The 20,962-nt window shown below is 41.0% G+C and carries 12 protein-coding genes; 10 read left to right on the top strand and 2 right to left on the bottom strand.

All coding sequences use genetic code 11. From position 1 onward, the window contains the following. The first annotated feature begins 80 nt into the window (after positions 1-80). From EHS13_RS29960 to EHS13_RS29950, 3 genes are all read left to right on the top strand, one after another. Positions 81-2,528 (top strand): DUF4832 domain-containing protein, encoded by a 2,448-nt coding sequence (locus EHS13_RS29960; RefSeq protein WP_155703890.1) that lies wholly within the window; start codon positions 81-83, stop codon positions 2,526-2,528. Positions 2,529-2,611: 83 nt separating this feature from the next. Beyond that, positions 2,612-3,907 carry a Gfo/Idh/MocA family protein gene (locus EHS13_RS29955; protein WP_155703889.1) on the top strand — a complete coding sequence of 432 codons (1,296 nt, stop codon included), beginning with the start codon at positions 2,612-2,614 and terminating at the stop codon, positions 3,905-3,907. A 339-nt stretch (positions 3,908-4,246) separates the two neighbouring features. After that, complete coding sequence (locus EHS13_RS29950; RefSeq protein WP_155703888.1) at positions 4,247-4,447, top strand: hypothetical protein; 201 nt, start codon at positions 4,247-4,249, stop codon at positions 4,445-4,447. Positions 4,448-4,605: 158 nt separating this feature from the next. On the opposite strand, the gene EHS13_RS29945 is transcribed toward EHS13_RS29950, so the two are convergent. Continuing rightward, positions 4,606-6,246: a response regulator gene (locus EHS13_RS29945; RefSeq protein ID WP_155703887.1), complete on the bottom strand. Its 1,641-nt coding sequence runs from the start codon at positions 6,244-6,246 to the stop codon at positions 4,606-4,608. A gap of 2 nt (positions 6,247-6,248) precedes the next feature. After that, positions 6,249-7,904 (bottom strand): sensor histidine kinase, encoded by a 1,656-nt coding sequence (locus EHS13_RS29940; RefSeq protein WP_155703886.1) that lies wholly within the window; start codon positions 7,902-7,904, stop codon positions 6,249-6,251. Between the two features lie 358 nt (positions 7,905-8,262). Here EHS13_RS29940 and EHS13_RS29935 point away from each other — a divergent pair, with 358 nt between their 5' ends. The 7 genes from EHS13_RS29935 (at position 8,263) to EHS13_RS36320 (ending at position 20,884) form a co-directional block, all read left to right on the top strand. Further along, a complete protein-coding gene (locus EHS13_RS29935) occupies positions 8,263-9,618 on the top strand; it encodes an ABC transporter substrate-binding protein (RefSeq protein WP_155703885.1) in 1,356 nt (451 codons plus the stop codon). Between the two features lie 91 nt (positions 9,619-9,709). Continuing rightward, positions 9,710-10,594 carry a carbohydrate ABC transporter permease gene (locus EHS13_RS29930; RefSeq protein WP_155703884.1) on the top strand — a complete coding sequence of 295 codons (885 nt, stop codon included), beginning with the start codon at positions 9,710-9,712 and terminating at the stop codon, positions 10,592-10,594. Beyond that, positions 10,591-11,442, top strand: coding sequence for a carbohydrate ABC transporter permease (locus EHS13_RS29925; protein WP_155703883.1), 852 nt, complete (start codon positions 10,591-10,593; stop codon positions 11,440-11,442). The genes EHS13_RS29930 and EHS13_RS29925 overlap by 4 nt, the downstream gene beginning before the upstream one ends. Before the next feature lie 145 nt (positions 11,443-11,587). Continuing rightward, the gene (locus EHS13_RS29920) at positions 11,588-13,867 is read left to right on the top strand and encodes a helix-turn-helix domain-containing protein (protein ID WP_155703882.1); all 2,280 of its coding nucleotides are present in this window, start codon (positions 11,588-11,590) and stop codon (positions 13,865-13,867) included. Between the two features lie 18 nt (positions 13,868-13,885). Next, positions 13,886-15,487: an extracellular solute-binding protein gene (locus tag EHS13_RS29915; protein WP_155703881.1), complete on the top strand. Its 1,602-nt coding sequence runs from the start codon at positions 13,886-13,888 to the stop codon at positions 15,485-15,487. Positions 15,488-15,845: 358 nt separating this feature from the next. Beyond that, on the top strand, positions 15,846-17,840 hold the full coding sequence (locus tag EHS13_RS29910) for a type 2 periplasmic-binding domain-containing protein (RefSeq protein ID WP_155703880.1): 1,995 nt from the start codon (positions 15,846-15,848) through the stop codon (positions 17,838-17,840). A 197-nt stretch (positions 17,841-18,037) separates the two neighbouring features. Further along, positions 18,038-20,884, top strand: coding sequence for a right-handed parallel beta-helix repeat-containing protein (locus EHS13_RS36320; RefSeq protein ID WP_162463318.1), 2,847 nt, complete (start codon positions 18,038-18,040; stop codon positions 20,882-20,884). Positions 20,885-20,962 lie beyond the last annotated feature (78 nt).

Below are 20,962 nucleotides of genomic sequence, written 5' to 3'. Positions count from 1 at the left end.
GGTAATTATAAATTTATTTTTCTTAAATATCAAAAATGTAAGCGCAATCAAAATGGACAATAATAATCGGAGGCAAATTTATGAAAATCGGAAAAATCTTTGCACTTGTGGTTGCTTTAACGCTTGTTTTTGGAACATTGAATTATAGTAAATCTAATAATACTGTAAGTGCTGCAATCGGTAATATAACCGTCAATCCTTTAGAAACATCCGAAGCTTTCAAAAACCCGAATATGGGGTTTAGACCCTCTGTATATATTGGGAGCAACACATTCCCAGATAAAGAATATACATCTATTTATAAACAATATATAAGATATACGGATCTTGAAAACTTCGCATCGGATTCCGTCCAAAAAATCAAGGATTGGAGCAATACAGCATGGGCTGGAATTGAAGCCAGGAACATTAAAGTTGTTCCGCGTGTTGTTATCGTCTATCCAAACACCGGAGAATTTTGGGCGGATGGAATTCCAAATAATGATCCTGTAGAAAGGTGGACATCTGATACCTATAAATCACGAATGGTGGCTTTTATTGCAAAGCTGGGACAGGCTTGGGATAACGATCCTCGTGTAGCAGCCATTGAGTTAGGGTTGTTTGGGAATTGGGGAGAACAACATATATGGCCGCTTAAATTCGCCGATGGAACAGACCGTATTCCTTTAAGTTTCCAAACTGCATTCGGCAATGCTTATACAGCTGCTTTTCCCAATAAAAAAGTAATGATACGCTATCCGGATACCTTTACAAGCTATAACTTTGGTACCCAGTGGGATTCCTTTGCTCTACCGGATGACGCAACAGGCGGTAATGGTGAAATTTCAAGAGATAATTGGAGAACGCAGATTAACAGCGGAGAAGTCGCATATGATTGGGGAAATCAAGCCAATCTTGGGGGAAGCCCAGATGGAACCTTAGGCAGCACTGCCAATACCAATTATGTAATTGATTGGATTATGAATACTCATACATCCAGCTTGGGATGGATTGCTGAATATAATGCTGGAAATCCCACCGTTGAAATTGGGGCAACCGCGATGCAGAAAGTACTTGGTTATAGATATGTAATTAATCAAGCTACATTCTCCGGAAACGTTACCCCTGGGCAAACGATGAATGTCTCGCTCAGCATAGTGAATAAAGGTTCATCACCTATGTATTATAATTGGCCAGTTGAAGCCTCGCTTTTGAGGGCTGACAAGTCAGTTGCTTGGTCGGGTACTTTCAATACAAACATTACGCAGTGGTTGCCAGGTACGAATTGGAATAGTTCTTCAAGGACATACAGTAATGCCCCTGCGGTCAACACAGTATCAGGCGCGTTTACAATTCCTTCGAATCTAGCTGCCGGAACCTATACCTTAGCTGTGGCTGTACTAGACCCTGCGGGAAATAAACCAAGTGTACGATTTGCTAACACGAACTATTACAATGGTGGGAGAACGCCGCTTGGTAAGGTTGGAATCGGACAAGACCCGAGCGATCAAAACTTAGGAACGTTTAATAGCCTAAAGAGTGATAATTCCTTGTCTTACAGTCTTACTGGCGGATCAACACCAACTGCAACACCAGCACCTACTGCAACACCAACCGCGACACCAGCACCAACAGCGACGCCAACCGCAACACCAACGCCAAATTCAACATCGTATGAAGCAGAAGCGAGTGCAAATACATTGGCGGGAGCAGCAGTTATAAGTACTTGCACCACATGCTCAGGAGGAAATAAAGTTGGGTACGTTGGCAATAACAACGGGACGTTGCAATTTAATGGCGTGAATGTATCCACCGCAGGAACCTATACACTGAAAATTAACTATTTGAACGGAGATACCAGCAGGTCAGCTAGTATTAGCGTCAACGGAGGCTCTCTCGTGACGTTGAATTTCGCAAACAGCGGGGGATGGACAACAGTAGGCACTTTGCAAACAAGTGTAAGCTTGCAAGCCGGAAACAATACGATTAAGTTAAGCAATGCGACGGGGTATGCCCCTGACTTTGACCGGATTACAATAGTTGGCGGCACTGGAACACCAACACCGACACCAACTGGAACACCATCGCCAACGCCAACACCAACGCCGGGTGGAGGTTTGTATTTGGATACCTTCAACAATGCTGCATTATGGCCAGGTACCAATAGCTTAGGCAAATGGACAGGAGCAAATTCATTTTCGAATGGGGCAGGGGCAGGAGTTATTAGCAGTGGAGCATTAGCCTTGCAATATAACAATACAGGATGGTTTGGAAGTGATATAAATCAAGATATTTCAGCGTATACAACTATGATTATCCGAATAAAGGGAGCTGTTGGAGGTGAACAGACCCACATCAATGTAAATATTGGCGGTGTGACAAAAACTTTGGCTCTGTTTAGTAGTAATACGCTTACGACAAGCTATAAAGATATTGCTTTTAATTTAGTCAGCAATGGGGTTAACAGAGTAACGCCAGGCAATGTGGCTTTATCATTTTCGAATGGGTTCAGCGGTACAGTCTATATAGATGAAATTAAATTCCAATAAGTTGTTCATCGCAGGCTTCCTTCTAGTAAAACGAAGGACGCCTGCATCTTATTTTAAAAAAGCAGCAGGGGGAGATACAGAGTATGGGGAAAATCAAAGCAGCATTAATCGGCGCAGGGCAAAGGGGTATGGATGCTTATGCTTCATATGCATTGAATTGTGCGGAAGATATTGAGTTTGTTGCCGTAGCTGATATAAGTATAGAAAGAAGAGATCTATTTAAGCGAACCCACGGTGTTGTTGAGGAGAATTGTTTTGCATCTTGGGAGGAGCTTCTAGAAGGGCCAAAGCTGGCTGATGCTGTACTTATATGTACACAAGATCAGATGCATTTTGAGCCTGCGATTCGGGCTTTAGAGAAAGGGTATCATGTACTGCTGGAAAAACCGATGTCGCCAAGTCCGTTGGAATGCCTCATTATGGGCGAATATGCTGAAAAATATGAACGTGTATTTTCTATATGCCATGTGCTGCGGTTTACGGAATTCTTTACGAGTATCAAAAAATTGCTCACAGACGGTGCTATTGGCAAGCTTGTCACCATTCAGCATACAGAGAATGTGGAGCACCGGCATCAGGCTCATAGCTTCGTCAGGGGGAATTGGCGGAATTCGCAAACCTCCAGTCCGATGATTCTGGCTAAAAGCTGTCATGATATGGATATTCTGTTGTGGCTGGCCGATGCGGATTGCACAAAAGTGTCGTCATTCGGGTCACTGACTTATTTCAATAGTAAAAATGCCCCTGAAGGCGCACCGTTACACTGTTTAGACGGCTGTCCGGTTCAGGATGAATGTCCTTATTATGCACCGAAAATATATGTTGATGGGAAAGATTGGATGGCAAATGTTCTGCGCTCTACAGTTAGCAGTGATTCAGGCGATGAAGGCGTGTTACAGGCTTTGAAGGAAGGGCCATATGGCAGATGTGTATTCCATTGTGACAACAACGTAGTTGATCATCAGGTAGTAAATCTGGAATTTGCTAATGAAGTGACAGTTGCTTTTACGATGAGTGCTTTTACACATGAGGGTGGTAGATCCGTTAAGTTAATGGGGACCCGAGGCCAAATTCGTGGAGATATGGAGAAAAACGAAATCGAAGTGACCAGCTTTATTACAGGGAAGAAGGAAAAGATTCTCTTGGATGCACCTGCAGAAGGACATGGGGGCGGCGATCATGGGATCATGCGGGATTTTATCCGTCTTGTTCAAAGCGATGGGAAGGAAGTTGGGCTAACGAATGCAAGAGCTTCTGTCCAAAGTCATTTGATGGCTTTTGCTGCAGAGAAATCGCGTGTAGAAGGCCGAGTCATCTCGATCACAGAGTACATCAATGAGCTGAAAAGAACAGAAGGGTCTCTGTCCGTAGGAGATTGATGGGTATTTGTCCAAGTGAAGGGAAGAGGAGTGAACTGCCAGTTGCGGCAGCTCGCTCCTCTTCCTTTTTGCTGCTCGCGGGAGCCGTCACATTAACGAGAGACTCGAAGAATTTATTCAGGTTCCTTGTTTATTTACAAAAAAAAGATCATCTGTCATATGACAAAGTATGACAATTGCTACTGTTTGCTTCGACATTTTTCTTCTAGACTAAAACTAAGTTAGTAGGCTCAATTGATTAATGCAAAGGAGGATTAAAATAAATCATCGGCTAAATTTTGCAATCGTGCTTATTTTATCGCATTAAAACTACAATTAATGAAAGAGTGTGAGAACTATATGAAGTCCAAACGTATTCTATCCTTATTCATGGCTATATTACTTATGGCAGCGCTTGTCCCTGCTTACGCTTTTGCGGATTGGGAAAGCCAAGACAGTAAAATTACATCGGACGACAGATGCCCCATTAATTCAGTTGGGGAAATTAGAATATGGCCAAAGGTCATTATCAGCAGCCAATCCAACAATTCAATCGTTTGAAAACATGTATTCCTGGATGCTCAACAATTTTTGGGAAACAAATTTCAAAGCAACTATTGGCGGGTTTTATGAGTTTAGATATACCGTGTTCTGGGGCGAAAGCGATAGTACGCCAAAGGACCTTGTGCAAAAATGCTTCCAGTTCAATTCAGACTTGATTACTTTTCGGAGCTCTTAGTTTGTTCGAAGTTACCCAGTTTATAGACCCTTGGCGTTAAGCCGGTTATTTTCTTGAAAGTACGGAAAAAATGCTTATCGTCCTTAAAGCCAATTAAAGCGGATACTTCACTAGCTGTGTATTGTCCTGTCAGCAGAAATTCTTTGGCTTTATTGATTCGATAGTTAATAAGAAAATCTGTGAAATTCTGATTGTATACTTTTTTGAATTGCCTGCTTAGATAGGGGGAGCTAATAAATAGTTGTTTAGAGACTGATTGAAGACTAATATCTTCATTGTAATGCTTTAGCAGATAATTCATTGCTTTGGTGATTAACGTATTATTCCATGTGCGATCATGAGTAGTGATTTCTTCAAAGCATTTATCGCAGATATAGGCAATAACTTCAAGCATCTCCTGAAAGCTTGTACAATTGTTAAGCTGCTTATACAGCTTTATTTCGCTATAGAACAACTCCTCGGGGTGTAATTTCAACTGATTCATCAGCTTGAAAATAACAATTGAAATGTGGAAATTTAATTTCATGAAATCAGCAGGTTCACCTATTCTATTCTGCTCTTTCGTCTGATTATATAAGCCAGTGATTAGATGAAGGGCAGACGCTTTATCACATGCCTCCATAAACAATAATAACTGGGTTTCAATTTCATAATCGATCAGTACTTTAGGGGACAGTGATTCCTCGCGAGCTTCGATATATTTAAAAACTTGATTTCCGCCTTTACCGAGGTTAGACAAGGTTGCTTTCTTGGATTGAGCATAACTGGTATGCAGATTTGATACAGCTTGAACCTCGCAGCCGATCCCGATGGTTATGGTAAATTTCATCAGCTTACTGATTGTTCTAACAATCTCTTGGCAAGCTCCTGTTATTTGCTCTGGCAAGTTTGGATGTACAGGGGAATTAAGCAGAAAGCTAAGCGAGCCTTCAGACTCAAAAGGATGCACGTTTATGTTTAGCTTGCCGATTATTTCTTCGGTTATATTCTCGATACAGAATAGGAACAATTGAAGATCAGGATGTGTATGGAGGGCAATAAGCTGATTTAAAGAATCAATATTTACGGAAATTACGATAAAAGCTGAATAGGGAAATGTAATATCCACTCCTTTTAAACGTGAATTGAAGTCTATTTCATTGAGTTGGAGACTATCATTTTCGATCCATTCTTTAAGGATATATTTCTTGGAAAGCTCCTTATGTTTCCTGGCATTTTGCTCTGTTTCATTGAGCCAATTATTAGCTTCTTTTTCTTTATTAAACAGAAACTCGACGCGCAGTAAACAGCCTTTGAGATCCTCTATGTCAAAAGGTTTAAGAAGGTAGGATAAAGCTCCGTTTTGTATAGCAATCTGGGCATATTCAAAAGACTCATGACTGCTGATAATTATGAAAACAATCTTGGGGTAGGCATTCTTAATTTCTTTAAGCAGAGCTAATCCATCCATCCGCGGCATTCTGATATCGGCCAATATTAACTCAGGCTGAAATTCGTTGACTATTTCCAATGCATGGATCCCATCAACTGCTTGTGCGACCTGATGATTACCAATCCCTAGAATATCTTTAGCAATCGCTTCTCTCGTAAATTTTTCATCCTCGACGATCATAATCCTCATGTTTAACCCTCCAAAGTCAGTGGTAAATTAATTCTTACAATGGTTCCTTCGTTTAATTTACTCATGACATGAACACCAAATTCATTCCCATAAAACAATTTTATTCTCGAGTTGACGTTAGAAATCCCGACAAAATTTCGCGCAGGATTGTTCTTATCCAGTGAAGGAGATTCCGCCAAAAGAGCATTCAATTGATCTAGTTTCTCCTTATCCATGCCTCGCCCATTATCTTCTATATAAACACTGACCGTATTGGTGTACGATTTCAAAGAAATATGAATGTTGCGTTCTTCCGCATTGTCTTCTAGCCCATGAAGTATGGCATTTTCGACAAGTGGCTGAATCGATAATCTCAGAATCTCCGAGTGTAATATGTCCTCATCGACATCGAAGGATATTTGAATGGTTTCGCCAAAGCGTAATTTCTGCAAGGCTAGATACTTTTTAACAATTTCAATTTCTTCTTGAATGGTAACCACAAAATGTCCGTAATTTAATGAGTAACGGAAGATGTCCGAAAGATACTGGACCATTCTCGCAGCGTTATCAGCATCATTATTTTGAATGACAGCCTTAATAGTAGAGAGTGTATTATAGAGGAAATGCGGATTTATTTTGCTCTGAAGCGATTCAATTTCCGATTGCTTTTGATATAATTCCATCTCATATTTTTCCTTAATCAAGGTGGTGACATTCTCAGTCATTGTGTTGAAACCACTAGAAATTTCTGCGAATTCATCGGTTCCTTTTACAATGGTTTTGGTTGAAAAATCACCCATTTCAAATTTTTTAAATGACCTTTTTAATTTAATCAGAGGGGCTGTGATATATCTTGAAATGATATTGGATGTGACAAGCACAGATAGAACAAGAAAGATTTGCAATAAGAGAAACGACTTTGTCACCACACTGAGCTTATCAATCACTACGGATTTAGGTACAATCGTGATCACTTTGAAGCCTAAGCGAGAGGAATTGCTAACAATTAAATGGGATTGATCATTTTCAAATACGACTTGTTTTTTATCGGCAGTTAGCTGCTTATGGATATCACTGACTAATTCGGTTAAAGAACCTGTCATTTTCTGGCTGGTATAAAGTAGTTTATCATCGTTGTTTAAGATGATCACAGTTTCATCAGGATCGACTTTCCCATCTGTAACGATACCGCCGAATTTAATCAATTCTTGGGTAAAAATCGAAATTCCGATCGGAGTATTGCCTGAATTGTAATCCGATAACAAGCGGTAAACGGCAATGACATCATTGTTTTTGGGAGTTATGCTATTGTTCTTGAAATAAGTATTGAGGTCAATTATGGCTGTTACGGGAGCACCATTTTGTTTAATGATTTCGTCTAAGGGCAGCTTGGGAATCTTGCTGCTTCCTTTAATGATATAACCGTCTAAGTTGACATAGTTCATAATATCGCCATTCAGCTGAGCAAGTCCAATCCCGTTATAACGATCATTGTTGTAGAGAATACTTGTGAAAAATTGATTCAAGCGATTGGCAGTAAGGGAATAGTTCTCATCTATACTATCTTTTGTGTAGTGAATGTAATCCTTCATATCCGTGATATTATAAACAATGGCTTCGGTTTGCTTCTGCAGGCTGAGAATATTCGTATCAATACTGTCCGAAATTTGGATATTCAACTTTTTCTTCAGATCAAAATAATTGGATTCCAATAAATTCTTCGAGTATATCCACGAAAAGGTTGTTAAACCAATGGCAGGAATAGAGGTGGCTACAATGAGCAGGAGAAATATTTTGATGAAAATCTTTTTTCTAATGAATGCAATTATAAGTTTAATAACCTTCTCCTCCTACTAATTGAAGTCTATCAAACTATGGTACTCCATTTCGGTAAATCCTTAAAGGCTCTGAAACGAACAGAACATAATAAAGCACTAAATAGCAAAAGTGTTAACTATCCGCTTTTGTTGGATCAAAGCTATAATACATTTATCAGGTGCACACTGAACAATTACTCACTAGGGGGAAATACCAACCATGTTCAAATCCAAATATTCACTCGTTGCATTACTTCTCGCTTTTACACTAATCCTGCTAACGGGATGCGGCAGTGCAAAGACTCCTGAAGCCACTGGCTCAGCAGCAAGCTCGGCACCTGCCAAAGAAACAGCAGCACCAGAAACTGCAGCACCAGAAGCAACCGCGAATGCAAATGAGGAAGCCTTTGAAATCAGCGTAGCTCATTGGATGCTTAATAAAGACAATGCCAATGCTGGCGAATATATGAAGCAGGTTGAATTGAAATACAAGGCTACTTATCCGAATGCGAAAATTGTTTGGAACCCGATTCAAGGGGAAAAGTATCACGAATTGTTGAAAGCACAGCTTGCTACGAAAAGCGCTCCAGATGTCTTTTTTCATCAAAACGCCTTAGTTGCTTTTGCTAAAGCAGGTTTCCTGGCTGATCTTTCCGACCAAGCATGGGCTTCGCACATTCTGCCAAGCGCTTTAGGCGAAGTTAAATACGGAGGCAAAGTATATGGTGTTCCGGTGGATGTTTCAGGCTGGGGAGTATTCTACAATAAAAAGGTATTTGCGGATCTTGGACTTACAGCACCAAAGACCTTCCAGGAATTCTTGGATTTAAGTGAGAAAATCAAAGCCGCAGGCATTACCCCTGTAACTTCAGGATATAAAGATGGATGGCCGATTGCAGGCTCATGGTTTTCATTAATCAATTTCGTGTTCGGTGCCGATCCTGATATTGCTAAGCATTTATTCGATGGTACAAAAAAAATCAATGGCCCTGAGTTTAAATCGATGTTTGCGGCTTATGAAGCTATGGTTAAAAAAGGCGTTATCTCCAAGAGTATCTTGAGCACAACGTATGACCTAGCTGTTCAACAGGTTGCCGAAGGCAAAGCGGCTATGCATTTTAACGGCCCATGGGTAAACAGCTTTGTTGCCGATAAATATAAAGTGGATCTGGGCTTCTTTACAATACCGGACGATAAGGGAACGAACTTTGTTACTTCTGCAACCAATGCTACGGTGTCCTTAAATGCGAATTACCCTAACAAGGAGCGTGGACAAGACATGATTAATGCATTGATTGATCCTGCCATTCTTGCACCGTTTCTAGAGAACAGTGCTTTCAGTGGTCTAGATACTTTTATTGTTAAACATAAGACAACCGGAGGGCAAGAATATTCCGAGGCTATCGGCAAGCAAGAAGGTAAAATGCAGCCGTCGATTTGGCTACCGCCTTCCGTAACGGAGCTTTTAAATCAAATGACTACTAAAATCTCTTCAGGAAAAAGTGTTTCAGATGATGATCTCGATGCAGCAGATAAAGCGTATCAACGTGATAAGGGTTTATTGAATATTGAATAATTAGAAATGATTTATGATTTAGCAAAACGCTGTGAAGCAAGCTGGCCTCACAGCGTTTTTTAATAAATAATGCAATCTGGTTAGGCGGTTAATGATGAAAAAAAATCAAATCGATTATCTCTATCGAATCTTATTTATTACTCCTGTTGCCATTCTATTAGCGATTTTTGTCTTATATCCATTTTTATCTAGTATTTATTATTCTCTTACCGATTGGAATGGAATCTCAAAGCCGAATTTTATTGGTTTAAAAAATTATAAAGACTTGTTCGAGGATACTATATTCATTCAATCCTTAAAGAATATCTTCATGCTCACATTTGCGGGGATATTGATTATGAACCCTCTGTCCTTAATTTTGGCTATGTTATTATGCTCCAAGGTCATTAAGGGACGTACCTTGCTGCGAACTATCTTTTATATTCCTACTATTATCAGTTTAGTTGTTATTTCGAACATATGGGTAATCATTCTTGCCTACGACGGTATTCTGAATAATTTATTGCTTTGGTTAAATTTAGAAGGGCTGACAACAGATTGGCTCGGAGACTATGATAAGACCATTTGGGTTCTGCTGTTCATTATTATTTGGCAAGGTATGGGGAATTCAATCGTTTTTTATATGGCTGGTTTGGGCAGTATTCCTGCCGAATTAAACGAAGCTGGAGATCTGGATGGAGTTACCCTCTGGACCAAATTTCGTCATATCACCGTTCCTTTGCTTATGCCTACGGTAACGATCGTCTCTTTTTTCCAAATATCAGGTATGCTCAAGCTGTTTGATCTGCCATTTATTATGACTAAAGGTGGACCGGGTAACGCAACCCTAACTCCAACCATGCTGATCTATAATCAAGCTTTTCAATTTAACGCTGCTGGATATGCAACTACAACTGGGGTTGTGCTGATGTTCATCATTATTATCATTTCCTTTGTTCAGCTCAAGCTGACAAGATCTAGAGAGGTGGAATATTGAAAAGCTTAAAGCAATCAAAACTGTCGACGAGTATTTACACACTATTGATGTATATATTAGCTTTATTCTTTATCTATCCATTTTTCGTCTTGTTCGTTTCCACCTTTAAGGAAGAGAAGTATATCTTTGATCCGAGCTATATCCCTAACTTTCTTGATTTTAGCAATTATCGCTTGGTATTTTCTTCTCCCACCTTTTTTACTGCTTTGCTTAATACCGTTCTTATCTGTGTGGTTACACTTTTTATTCTGATTATTGTTTCTTCTATGGCAGGGTATGTGGTTAGCAGATCCAATGAATTCTTGTTTAAAAGCATGTATTATATTTTTGTATTTGCTTTGATTATTCCTACACAGGCTAATATGGTAGTGTTGTTTAGGCTTGGAACAACCCTCCATATAATTAATACAATCCCTTATCTTATTCTGCTCTATGTGGCTGGCAATGTTTCCTACACATCTTTAATTTATGCAGGGTTTACCAAGTCGATCCCGAGACAGCTGGAAGAGGCGGCTTCGATAGATGGGTGCAGCAGACTAAAAACATTTATTCTAATTATTTTCCCCTTATTGCTGCCGGCAACCGCAACTGTAGTCGTTGTTGAGGTATTCTGGTATTGGAATGATTTGCAGGGGCCGTTAATTTTCTTGAATAATGGCAAGGTGCATACATTAATGCTTGAAATCTACAACTTCCGCAGCTTTATCGGGAGTACGTCTTACACCACAACAGCGTGGGGGCCAGTATCTACAATTTGTTTAATTGCCACAATTCCTGTTCTGATCTTTTTCATGTTTACCCAAAAATATCTATTAAATGCTTTAACGGTTGGGGCAATCAAGGGTTGAGTAAAGTAAATCTCCGTTTATTATAAACGGAGATTTTTCTATATTACGTTATAAGATATCCGTTTATTTACTATAAAAGGCTGCATAATTGGGATAAGATTAAGATGGGCAACCTCACGCCTAGAAAAAAACGGGGGGCTTTCTTATGAGTTCAAAAAATGGGTGGAAACGGCATGGATTTATTAAATTGCTTACCATACTTCTGGCAATTACGATCTTACCGGTAATTGTATCCAGCTTTTTCTCGTATCAATATTCGATTAACAATGCGAAGAGGCAAGCAGAAAATTATAGCAAGCAGCTGTTAAATCAAACCTTAAGCACCCATGATGTCATGTTTCAACAGATGCAAGCTTTTATTTTTGAGCTTCTGCTGAATTATAACAACTATAGTGAAATTATTAGACAAGCGCCTCATACAACCAAAATTTTTGAGCTTTATGATTCACTGGGCAGGAAGAAGCTCGCGAACGAAAACTGGCTTAAAAATTTTTATTTGGTTGATACCTCCTCTCAAAAGCTATTTTCCTCAGAAATGGGCTCGATCTATAATTTTGAAGATTTTACTGACCCATACTTGTTAAAGATGTTTGAAAATCAAGGCAATAGTCTGATCATCAACGGGTTTTTCAAACGAACCAGCAGCAACGGCCAAGAGAACCTCAGTTACATCATTCGCTCTTCGGCAACCAGCGGACATTCCGGCTACATCGTAATTGATATTGATCTGAGTAAAATAACCTATGCCAAAGATAGCGGGAACGATAAATACGGCTATCTGTTTGTAACGAACCGGAAGGATGAGATGTTAACCAACGAAAGGGCTGATATCTTTCAGAAAATTATTTCCGGTAATAAAGCGGGGAAATATTTTGATATCGTAGCCGAATCTAAACTCTCCGGATTGAAGTACCACTATGTCATTCCCAAACAATTGATTACCGAAAATAATCGTATTTTACTTTGGAGCGTGCTTATCCTTTGCTTGGCATTCAGCATTTCTGGTGGTATTGCAGCTTGGTTGGGTTCGAAAAATATATATAAACCGATGGGCAATCTAATAAGACATATTCGACAATTGGTAGGCGAACCCAATGAAACTGCAGAATTGCCGATGGATGATTATAATTATTTGGAGCAAATCTTTAAAAATTTGAATTTGGAAAATAAAGAATATATCCATACTATACGTACAAATCAAAATCTGTTTAAACAAAAGCAATTGTCCTGCTTGATTAATGGAGATATCGCTGGTTTCCAATCATTTGAGGTCCCGGAAAAGGTAAGAATGCCGCTTCTACACGAAAATTATTCGGTAATTTTTATGGAGATTGAGGGGATTCACGAGTTTAATAAGAAGTTTACATCGCTTGAGCAAGAATTAATGTACTTTGCGATTGAAAATATTACAGAGGAGGTATTCGGTGAATTTGGCTTTGCTATGACTTGCCGGATCGAGCCTTATCGTATTGTAAGCGTACTCAACTTCTCCGAAGGTGTGCAAAGTGTTGACGATCATGAAAGTGTCAGGAAAATCGAAGAGCTAAGCAGATTAGCACAGGCTGAGATTGAGAGGCTGCTTGGCATTTCCACCAGTATCGGATTCAGTGCAGCTGTTAAAGATATTCATGCCATTAAAACGGCCTATCAGCAGGCGATCATTGCGAATTCATACAGGGTCTATTTTGGAAAGGGGAGCATTACCTATTATCAGAATGTAGCTGTAATTGATGATGTTAAATTATTTGATAGTAAAACCATACAATGGACCGAGATTAAAGAACAATTAAAGATATATCTGCGCATGAATGAATGGGATAAAATTGAGGACTGTATTTCGCAAATTATCGAGAACATTTCATTTGTCGGGATTACGCAGGTGGACTTACAGTTTATTTTTCTCCAATATATTGCTTGCATTTCGGATATTTCCAACGAGTCGCTCATTCCGATCTCAGAAGTATTTGGCGAGGATTTTAGCTTTGATCGCAATGTAAGTCAAATAGCAACTATGGTAGAAATGCAAACGGAAATGATTCGGTTAGCCCAAGAATTGCTTGTAAAATTAGATCATAAGAAAAGTCACATTCATCAGGAGCTTATCGATAAACTTTTGATTTATATAGAGGAGAATATTGAGAAGAACATCACTTTGGAATCTCTTGCCGCGAAAGCTTTTATGCATCCCACTTATTTGAGTAAAATTTGCAAAAACATAACAGGAATTGGGTTAGGAGAGCAAATCGTCCGGATCAGAATCCAGAAAGCAAATGAACTGCTCCTGAATACAAATATCGGAATCAATGATATCTCCATACGAGTAGGGTACACCAACCCGCGTGCATTTTACCGATTATTTAAGGATCATACTGGATACACGCCGGGCGAATTTAGAAAAAAAGTCTCGTTAAACAAGATAGTTTAAGTCAAGGGGGTCACAATTATGGTTATTAGCTTAAAACGAATGGTCGGGTTGTGTTTAATAATACTATTAGTCGCAGCGGCTGCAGGCTGCAACGGAATTTCGAGCCTGGATTCTGCAGCCACTACGCCAACCCGTTCACCGGCTGAGACAATATCCAATACAACCGATGACCAAATCTATGAGATTAAATGGCATGGTTCATTTCAGCTCCAGAATATTGAAGCGGATACTTATGTGGAGCGAATGCTCGAAAAGAAATTCAATGTAAAAATTACTTTAGTTAATGCCAACATGGATAAGCTGAAGCTAATGGCGACCACCAATGATTTACCGGATATAATAAGGCTTGCTGATCCAAGGGATGTGAGTTCTTTTGCAAACACAGGCTTTACCCTTGAGCTTCCGCTCGAGCTGCTGAAGGAGCAAATGCCCCATATTACAAATTCAATTAACTATTCAGACCCAAGCTTATGGGGTTTGACCAAAACCAATAATAAGAATTATGGAATTCCGCAATATCTGTCTATCGTGCCTTGGGATGCGGAAATGACCTGGCGCAAGGATATTCTTGACCTTGCAGGCATTGCCAAGGTACCCGCTACTATTGCGGAATATGACGATGCATTCCGTATTATTTCGGATAAGAAATTGGAGATCATTGCCCAAACCAATCCTGAACTTAAAGAACTGTATATGTTCTCTGCTCCGGACATTCAATTCTCGCACAACCAGTTTACCTGGCTCTTCGGCGCATATGGATCAATGCCAGGCTCCTGGCAGCTGGATGCTCAGGGCAAGGTAGTCCGCGGTGAGACTTTGCCTGGAACGAGAGAAGCATTGGCAAAGCTTGCTGAATGGTATAAATTGGGATATATTGATCCGAGATTCGTTACAGATCGATCTCAACAAATCGACGCCAGTTACTATTCGGGAAGGATCGTCATGACAACGAAAGGAATCGGTGATGTCGTTGCCAAGGAACCGAATGCTTTGCAAAAGGCATTGCCCAGCGTTCAATATGTGAATACGACCGCTCCAAAGGGACCAAATGGACATGCCGGCATATGGTCTTGGGGCAAGCGTCAAAACTTTGTCGCTCTATCGTCCGATCTAAAGGCTGACCCAAAGAAGGTCAATAAAATATTGCAAATCCTTGAAGCGATTGCTTCCGATGAAGAGCTCTATAAGCTGACTCAGTGGGGAGAGGAGGGCAAATCATACACCATAATTGACGGTGTTCCGAATCAGCTTCCGCCCTACAACTCCCCGCTTTCTGCGGAAAGCTCTGCGATGGGGGCACTCGGAGCCGGAATCGGGTTGTTTGGCCCCTTCGGCGAGACGGAAATAGTCAACAAGTTTTTGGATCCCGTCATGGTAAAAGAATGGAAGGAAAAATACTCGGGGAAACCGGATGTTACTTTCGCGCTTGAATTACCGTCAACTAATGTGTTAGAGCAAAGCCTTATTGAAAAGTGGGTAGAAACCTTTGTATCGATCATTATCGGCAATGCACCTTTATCCGCTTATGATGATTATCTCCTATGGCTGGACTCCCATGGCGGAAAACAATTAACCGAAGAAGCTAGTGAACTGTATGCACAACGCTTTAAAATCAAATAACATTTGCAAGAAAAAGCGCATCCCGGTTCACTTTGATAAGTGGAATGGGATGTTTTTTGTTTTGATATATAGGAATGAGCACTAATCTTGGAGAAAGTCACTAACCACTTTTTACCATTTAGAGCAAAGTTATATCGGAATGCGCACTGATATGGGGGATTGTCACTTGTCGCTGATAGGCTTTCTAACTAGTCTATAGGAGAGAAACAAAATTAGGGGAGATGAGGCTAATAAAAGCAATGCTGCAGCTTTTAAGATACATTATTGGGGATTAGTCAGACAATTTAAGCATTACATATTTGTTTTTGGAATGCCAAGCTTAGTCAAATAAATGGACAAAAAAACAGGAGGATGGACAATGAATAAGAGTTTTACGAAAATTTCCAGTTTAATACTTATACTTGCGTTTACATTAACCACTTTTGCAGGCTGTACAAAGGATCCTAAACCAGCGGTAACTGCTACAACAGCTGCAAACTCACCAGCTGCAAACTCACCGGCTGCAACTCAGGCAGCAACGGAGTCACAAGCACCAGCAGAAGCTGGCAAGTATTATGATATGTATGACAAGGTGCAGGACAGCTCGGAATTGCCGGATTGGACTGGAAAGCAGCTGAAATTGAAGGTGTGGTATGCACATGGTACAGGCGATGCCAAGCGTACAACATCCGAATCAGATGTTGTTTCCCCAGAATTCAAGCGGGTAACGGGCATTGAATTGGATAAAGATGCATCCTTCGATAATGGAGGAAATGAAAATACAGTGAAAATGGGGATGCTGAATGCATCCAATGACTGGCCGGATATTGCTTTTTCTTCAGGATTAGGGCCATTCAAGGATTTGCTGGCGGCAGGCAAGGTTTATGATCTGACTGAGCTTATTAAGCAATACGCTCCTAATATGGCGAAAAGAATGCCAGCGGATCTATTTCCGTTAATAAAAGAACAAATCACAAACAATAATCAAACGGGTGAAACGTTCGGCTTTCCAACTATGCTTGGTGATCCTGACAAATCTTTAAAGAAAATGGATCCTTCTTATATAAGCCCCAATGCTCAGAATGGTCCAAGCGGCTTCATCTATGTGAGAGATGACATTATTAAAAAGCTGTATCCAACTGCAAAAACGCAAAATGAAATTGACGACTTATATGTGAAGAACGGGAAGTTCACGAAGGAAGATCTGTTTGATATCCCGCTTAAGACAAAAGATGATGTCTTCAAAATGCTATATGATATCCAGGCTTTGATTAAAAAAGAAGGAATCAAGGAGAATGGCAAGCCTTTGCAGGTTTCCTACGCATATGGCGGAGGGGATAACTGGAGTGCTTTTACTTCATTGCTTCCAACTCTAGAAAGAATTCCGGCAAATAATAATTATTTTACTTACTATGATAAAACATCAAAAAGCTTGAAGTTAATGTTTCAACAGGATTTTTTCAAGCAAGCTGTGAAGGGATTTAATAAATTGGTTCAAGATAAAATTATGGATCCCAATTCATTGCTTGAGAATAACGCTACGCATCTTGAAAATTTAAATAATGGTCAATATGCTGTCGTTTATCTCAATGATACTCCAGATGAAACCAAGCTGAAAGCTGCTGGTAAAACCTTCAGATATAGAAAGGTTTGGTTGGATTCTCCGGTTCAGACAGATAAATTCATCTCACCGTCCGGACCTACAGGAATTAATTACAGCATTCTTATTTTTAAAGATAAAGTAAAAGAAGAAGATCTGCCGCAAATTATTCGTTACCTGGATTATATGATGTCCGAGGTTGGAGAGAAAATGTATACTTGGGGTCCCAAAAGTGCCGGTCTTTTCAATGAAGTTGATGGGAAAAGGACTTTCAAGGATAAGGATTTAGAAGATGCCATGGTTTACAATAAGGACAATGGCAGCTCGGTTAAATACAATCTTAACAATACAAGATTAGCTTCCACTAATGGGTTTGGCAACACTTGGCCGTATTACCCGACTTACATGTGGGGAAATGGCAAAGTCGCTCCACTGTATACGTATGAAAAGGTGAGAAGTCCTGGAGATGCTTTGGCATTCTTTGATCCGGGCAATTTACCAGGGAATACGCAAGCAGATATGGCGACAACTCTCAAAGTAGATTCAGCCATTTGGGCATTCTTTTCCACAGTTCCTTCTGCTAATGAGTTTTGGAAGGGTAGAGATGCTTTAGAAAAGGTCTTAACCAAAACAATGACAGCTAAGAATGACGCACAATTCGAAGCATTATGGAAAACGTTCAGCGATCAGGCAATTGCAAGCGGCGCAACACCAGCAACACTAAAAGATATTAATGATTACTTCGCGAAAGAAAATGCAGGGATTCTGAACTAAAACATATCAGTTCACAATGAGATTACCTTGGCTATATCAGGCATTTATTAATCCTGATATAGCCAAGGATTACTATTTTAACGAAGGGGGCGGATATTCAACTAATCTGATTTTTTTATTAAGCGCTTTCATTCTAGGAGGTTGACATTAATATTAAATCAAGATGAGCTCAGAATAAAAAATGGAGGTATGAAGATATGTTGAAAAAATTTAACATGCTTGTTTTATCACTTGTAATGGTATTTGGCCTATTAATAACGAACATAGACAAGGCAGAGGCAGCAACCTCTTATTATGTAGCCACTACAGGCCTTGATACGAACGCAGGTACTTTGGCATCACCTTTCCTGACGATTCAGAAAGCAGCAACGGTTGCCGTTGCCGGGGATACGGTCAACATTCGCACAGGCACTTACCGCGAGACGATAACGCCTACGAACTCTGGTACATCAGGCAATCCAATTACGTACCAGCCGTATAATAATGAAGTTGTTACAGTTAGTGGAGCCGACACGGCTAATGGCAGCTGGTCTATGTACAGCGGAAACATCTATGAGCGGACGATGACGATGACGAATGGCTACAACAACTATATGACCAATAACACGACGTTGTTGGCCAATCAGGTGTTTGTTAACGGTGCCATGATGATCCAGGCTCGCTGGCCCAATTTGCCCAATTCGGATGATCTATTCAACCGCAATGATTATCGAAATGCAACACTTGGTACTTGGTCAACAACAGGATCGCAGACGGTTAACGACAGCGGCATTCCAAACATTGCTGGAGGCTGGGTAGGCGGTACCATTTGGGTCAATGGCTGGTATTATACCCAAACACGCAACATTACAGCTCATGCAGGCCCGTTGATTACTATGGATGGCGGTCTCATCAGTCCTGGGGATGGGAAATTTAGAAAATTTTATTACTTGACCGGCAAGCTCGGAGCGTTGGATGTAGCAAAGGAATGGTTCTACGACGGCACCAAGCTTTATCTATATCAGCCGGGCGGTGGAAGTCCGACCAACGTTGAAGTGAAGAAGCGCAACTACGCTTTCGATCTTAGCAACAGATCCTATACTACAGTCAAGAATTTGAAGATATTCGCGGCTACAATTATCTCAAACTCGAGCAGCACCAATATTACATTGGATGGGTTGACTGCCAAATATATTAACCATGGAGTGACCCTGACAGAATCTGAAGTGACCTATTCGCACACTGGACAAAGCGACACTACGACTGGAGCTACAGGCATTCGCCTGATGGGGGCTAACAGCATTATCAAGAACAGCGATATTTCGTTCAGCTCCGGTATGGGGATTATGCTGGGAGCGGGCAACACGGCGACTAATAATCTGGTACATGATATCGATTATGACGGTTCATATGCCAGTGCAATTGCGCCGCTCAGCGGGACCAGTGGGCAGCAGATTACGTACAACACGATCTATAGAACGGGGCGATCCAGTATCGACATGCGGCCGCCGAGCAACCAGAACGTGAATATCGGCTATAACAATATGTATGACTTCGGGATGATCAGCCAAGACTTGGGTGCGATCTATTCTTGGGATGAAGCGAATTTGACTGGAACACGCATCCATCACAACTGGATCCACGATTCTAAAGCCGTTCTCGGTGCGGAAGGAATACAAGTTGGAATTTATTTTGACCAGGGTGCTGGCCCGACACAGTCAGATCATAATGTACTCTGGAATAACGTGACAGCCGACTACTACGTACAGCATTTAACTTCAGCCGACTCTCAGAAAATCTACAACAACACTATGGCTACTTCTTCCTACGCTTCATATGTAAGTTATTCTGCCGGTTATGCCAATGACAGCATGAAGAACAATATTTACCGTGACGAAATAATTAATATAAATGGGCTTGTGGTTCCAGAAACTAATATCGATCCTTCGACAACATCCCTTAATATGGGGACAAACCCGTTATTCGTAGGTGCAGGAACGGCAGGACTTGATTTCCGCATACAATCGGGATCCCCAGCTAAGGACACCGGGGCTGTCATTGCAGGGGTAACAGACGGATATGTGGGGAGTAATCCTGACAAAGGCGCATATGAGTACCTTGGAACAGATTGGGTTCCTGGCTATGTTGCAGGTGGTGGACCAACACCAACGCCTACACCAAGTCCGACACCTCCTCCAGGCGGAACAACGGTTTATGAAGCAGAAGGCGGAACTTATGCAGGCGGATCTGGCCAGCAAAGCGCATCTAATGCATCGAACGGTTTAGTGGTTGGTGGCATTAATGCAGTAGGGGCTTACTCCCAGGTTAGCAATGTAAACGGTGGTGCCGGAGGAAGCGCAACGCTTGTTGTCCGATTCTCTAATGGTTCCGGTGGTGTGAAGACATTGAGCTTATACGTTAATGGAGTGAAAATCCAGCAAACAAGCTTTGCCAATACCGGAAGCTGGAATACGTTTGCGGATACGGCATCTATACCGATTACACTTAATTCTGGAACCGGCAACACGATCAAGATTCAAAGAGATGCAGCCGACACTCCTGCGGGGGATATCGACAAATATACCGTAACGACATCAGGCACGCCGACACCAACGCCGACACCAACGCCGACACCAACGCCGACACCAACGCCAACTCCGCCGCCAACGACAACAATCAATGACACGGTGACTGGCACCGGACAGAATCAGTTTGAGTATGTGGGTGCAGGCTGGGCTTCAGGAGCGAGTGTTGGAGCGTACTTGGATAATGAACACTACTCTGGCACCACCAATGATTACTATAACGTAGATTTTACAGGAACGAAGATTACCGTCTATTCGCAAAAATTCACTTCTTCAGGTATTGCCGCCTATTCCATTGACGGTGGGACAGAGACCAATGTGGATCATTACAATGCAACCAAATTATTAAATACATTAGTATTTACGAGCCCTACATTAACAAGCGGCAGTCATACGCTTAAGGTCAGGGTAACTGGGACGAAGAATGCCAGCTCATCGTCTTACTGGCTTGTAGCCGACAGAGTGGTTATAACTCCTTAGCAGGTTGTCAACATGATTAACAGAGTCCTCCGGTCATTCAATGATCGGGGACTTCGTTCGTATTACAGAGTAATGGAT

The sequence above is a fragment of the Paenibacillus psychroresistens genome (genome assembly GCF_009728935.1).
Lineage (GTDB): Bacteria > Bacillota > Bacilli > Paenibacillales > NBRC-103111 > Paenibacillus_AC > Paenibacillus_AC psychroresistens.
Note: the sequence above shows the minus strand (reverse complement) of the source record. Positions and strands in the feature narration are given on the sequence as shown.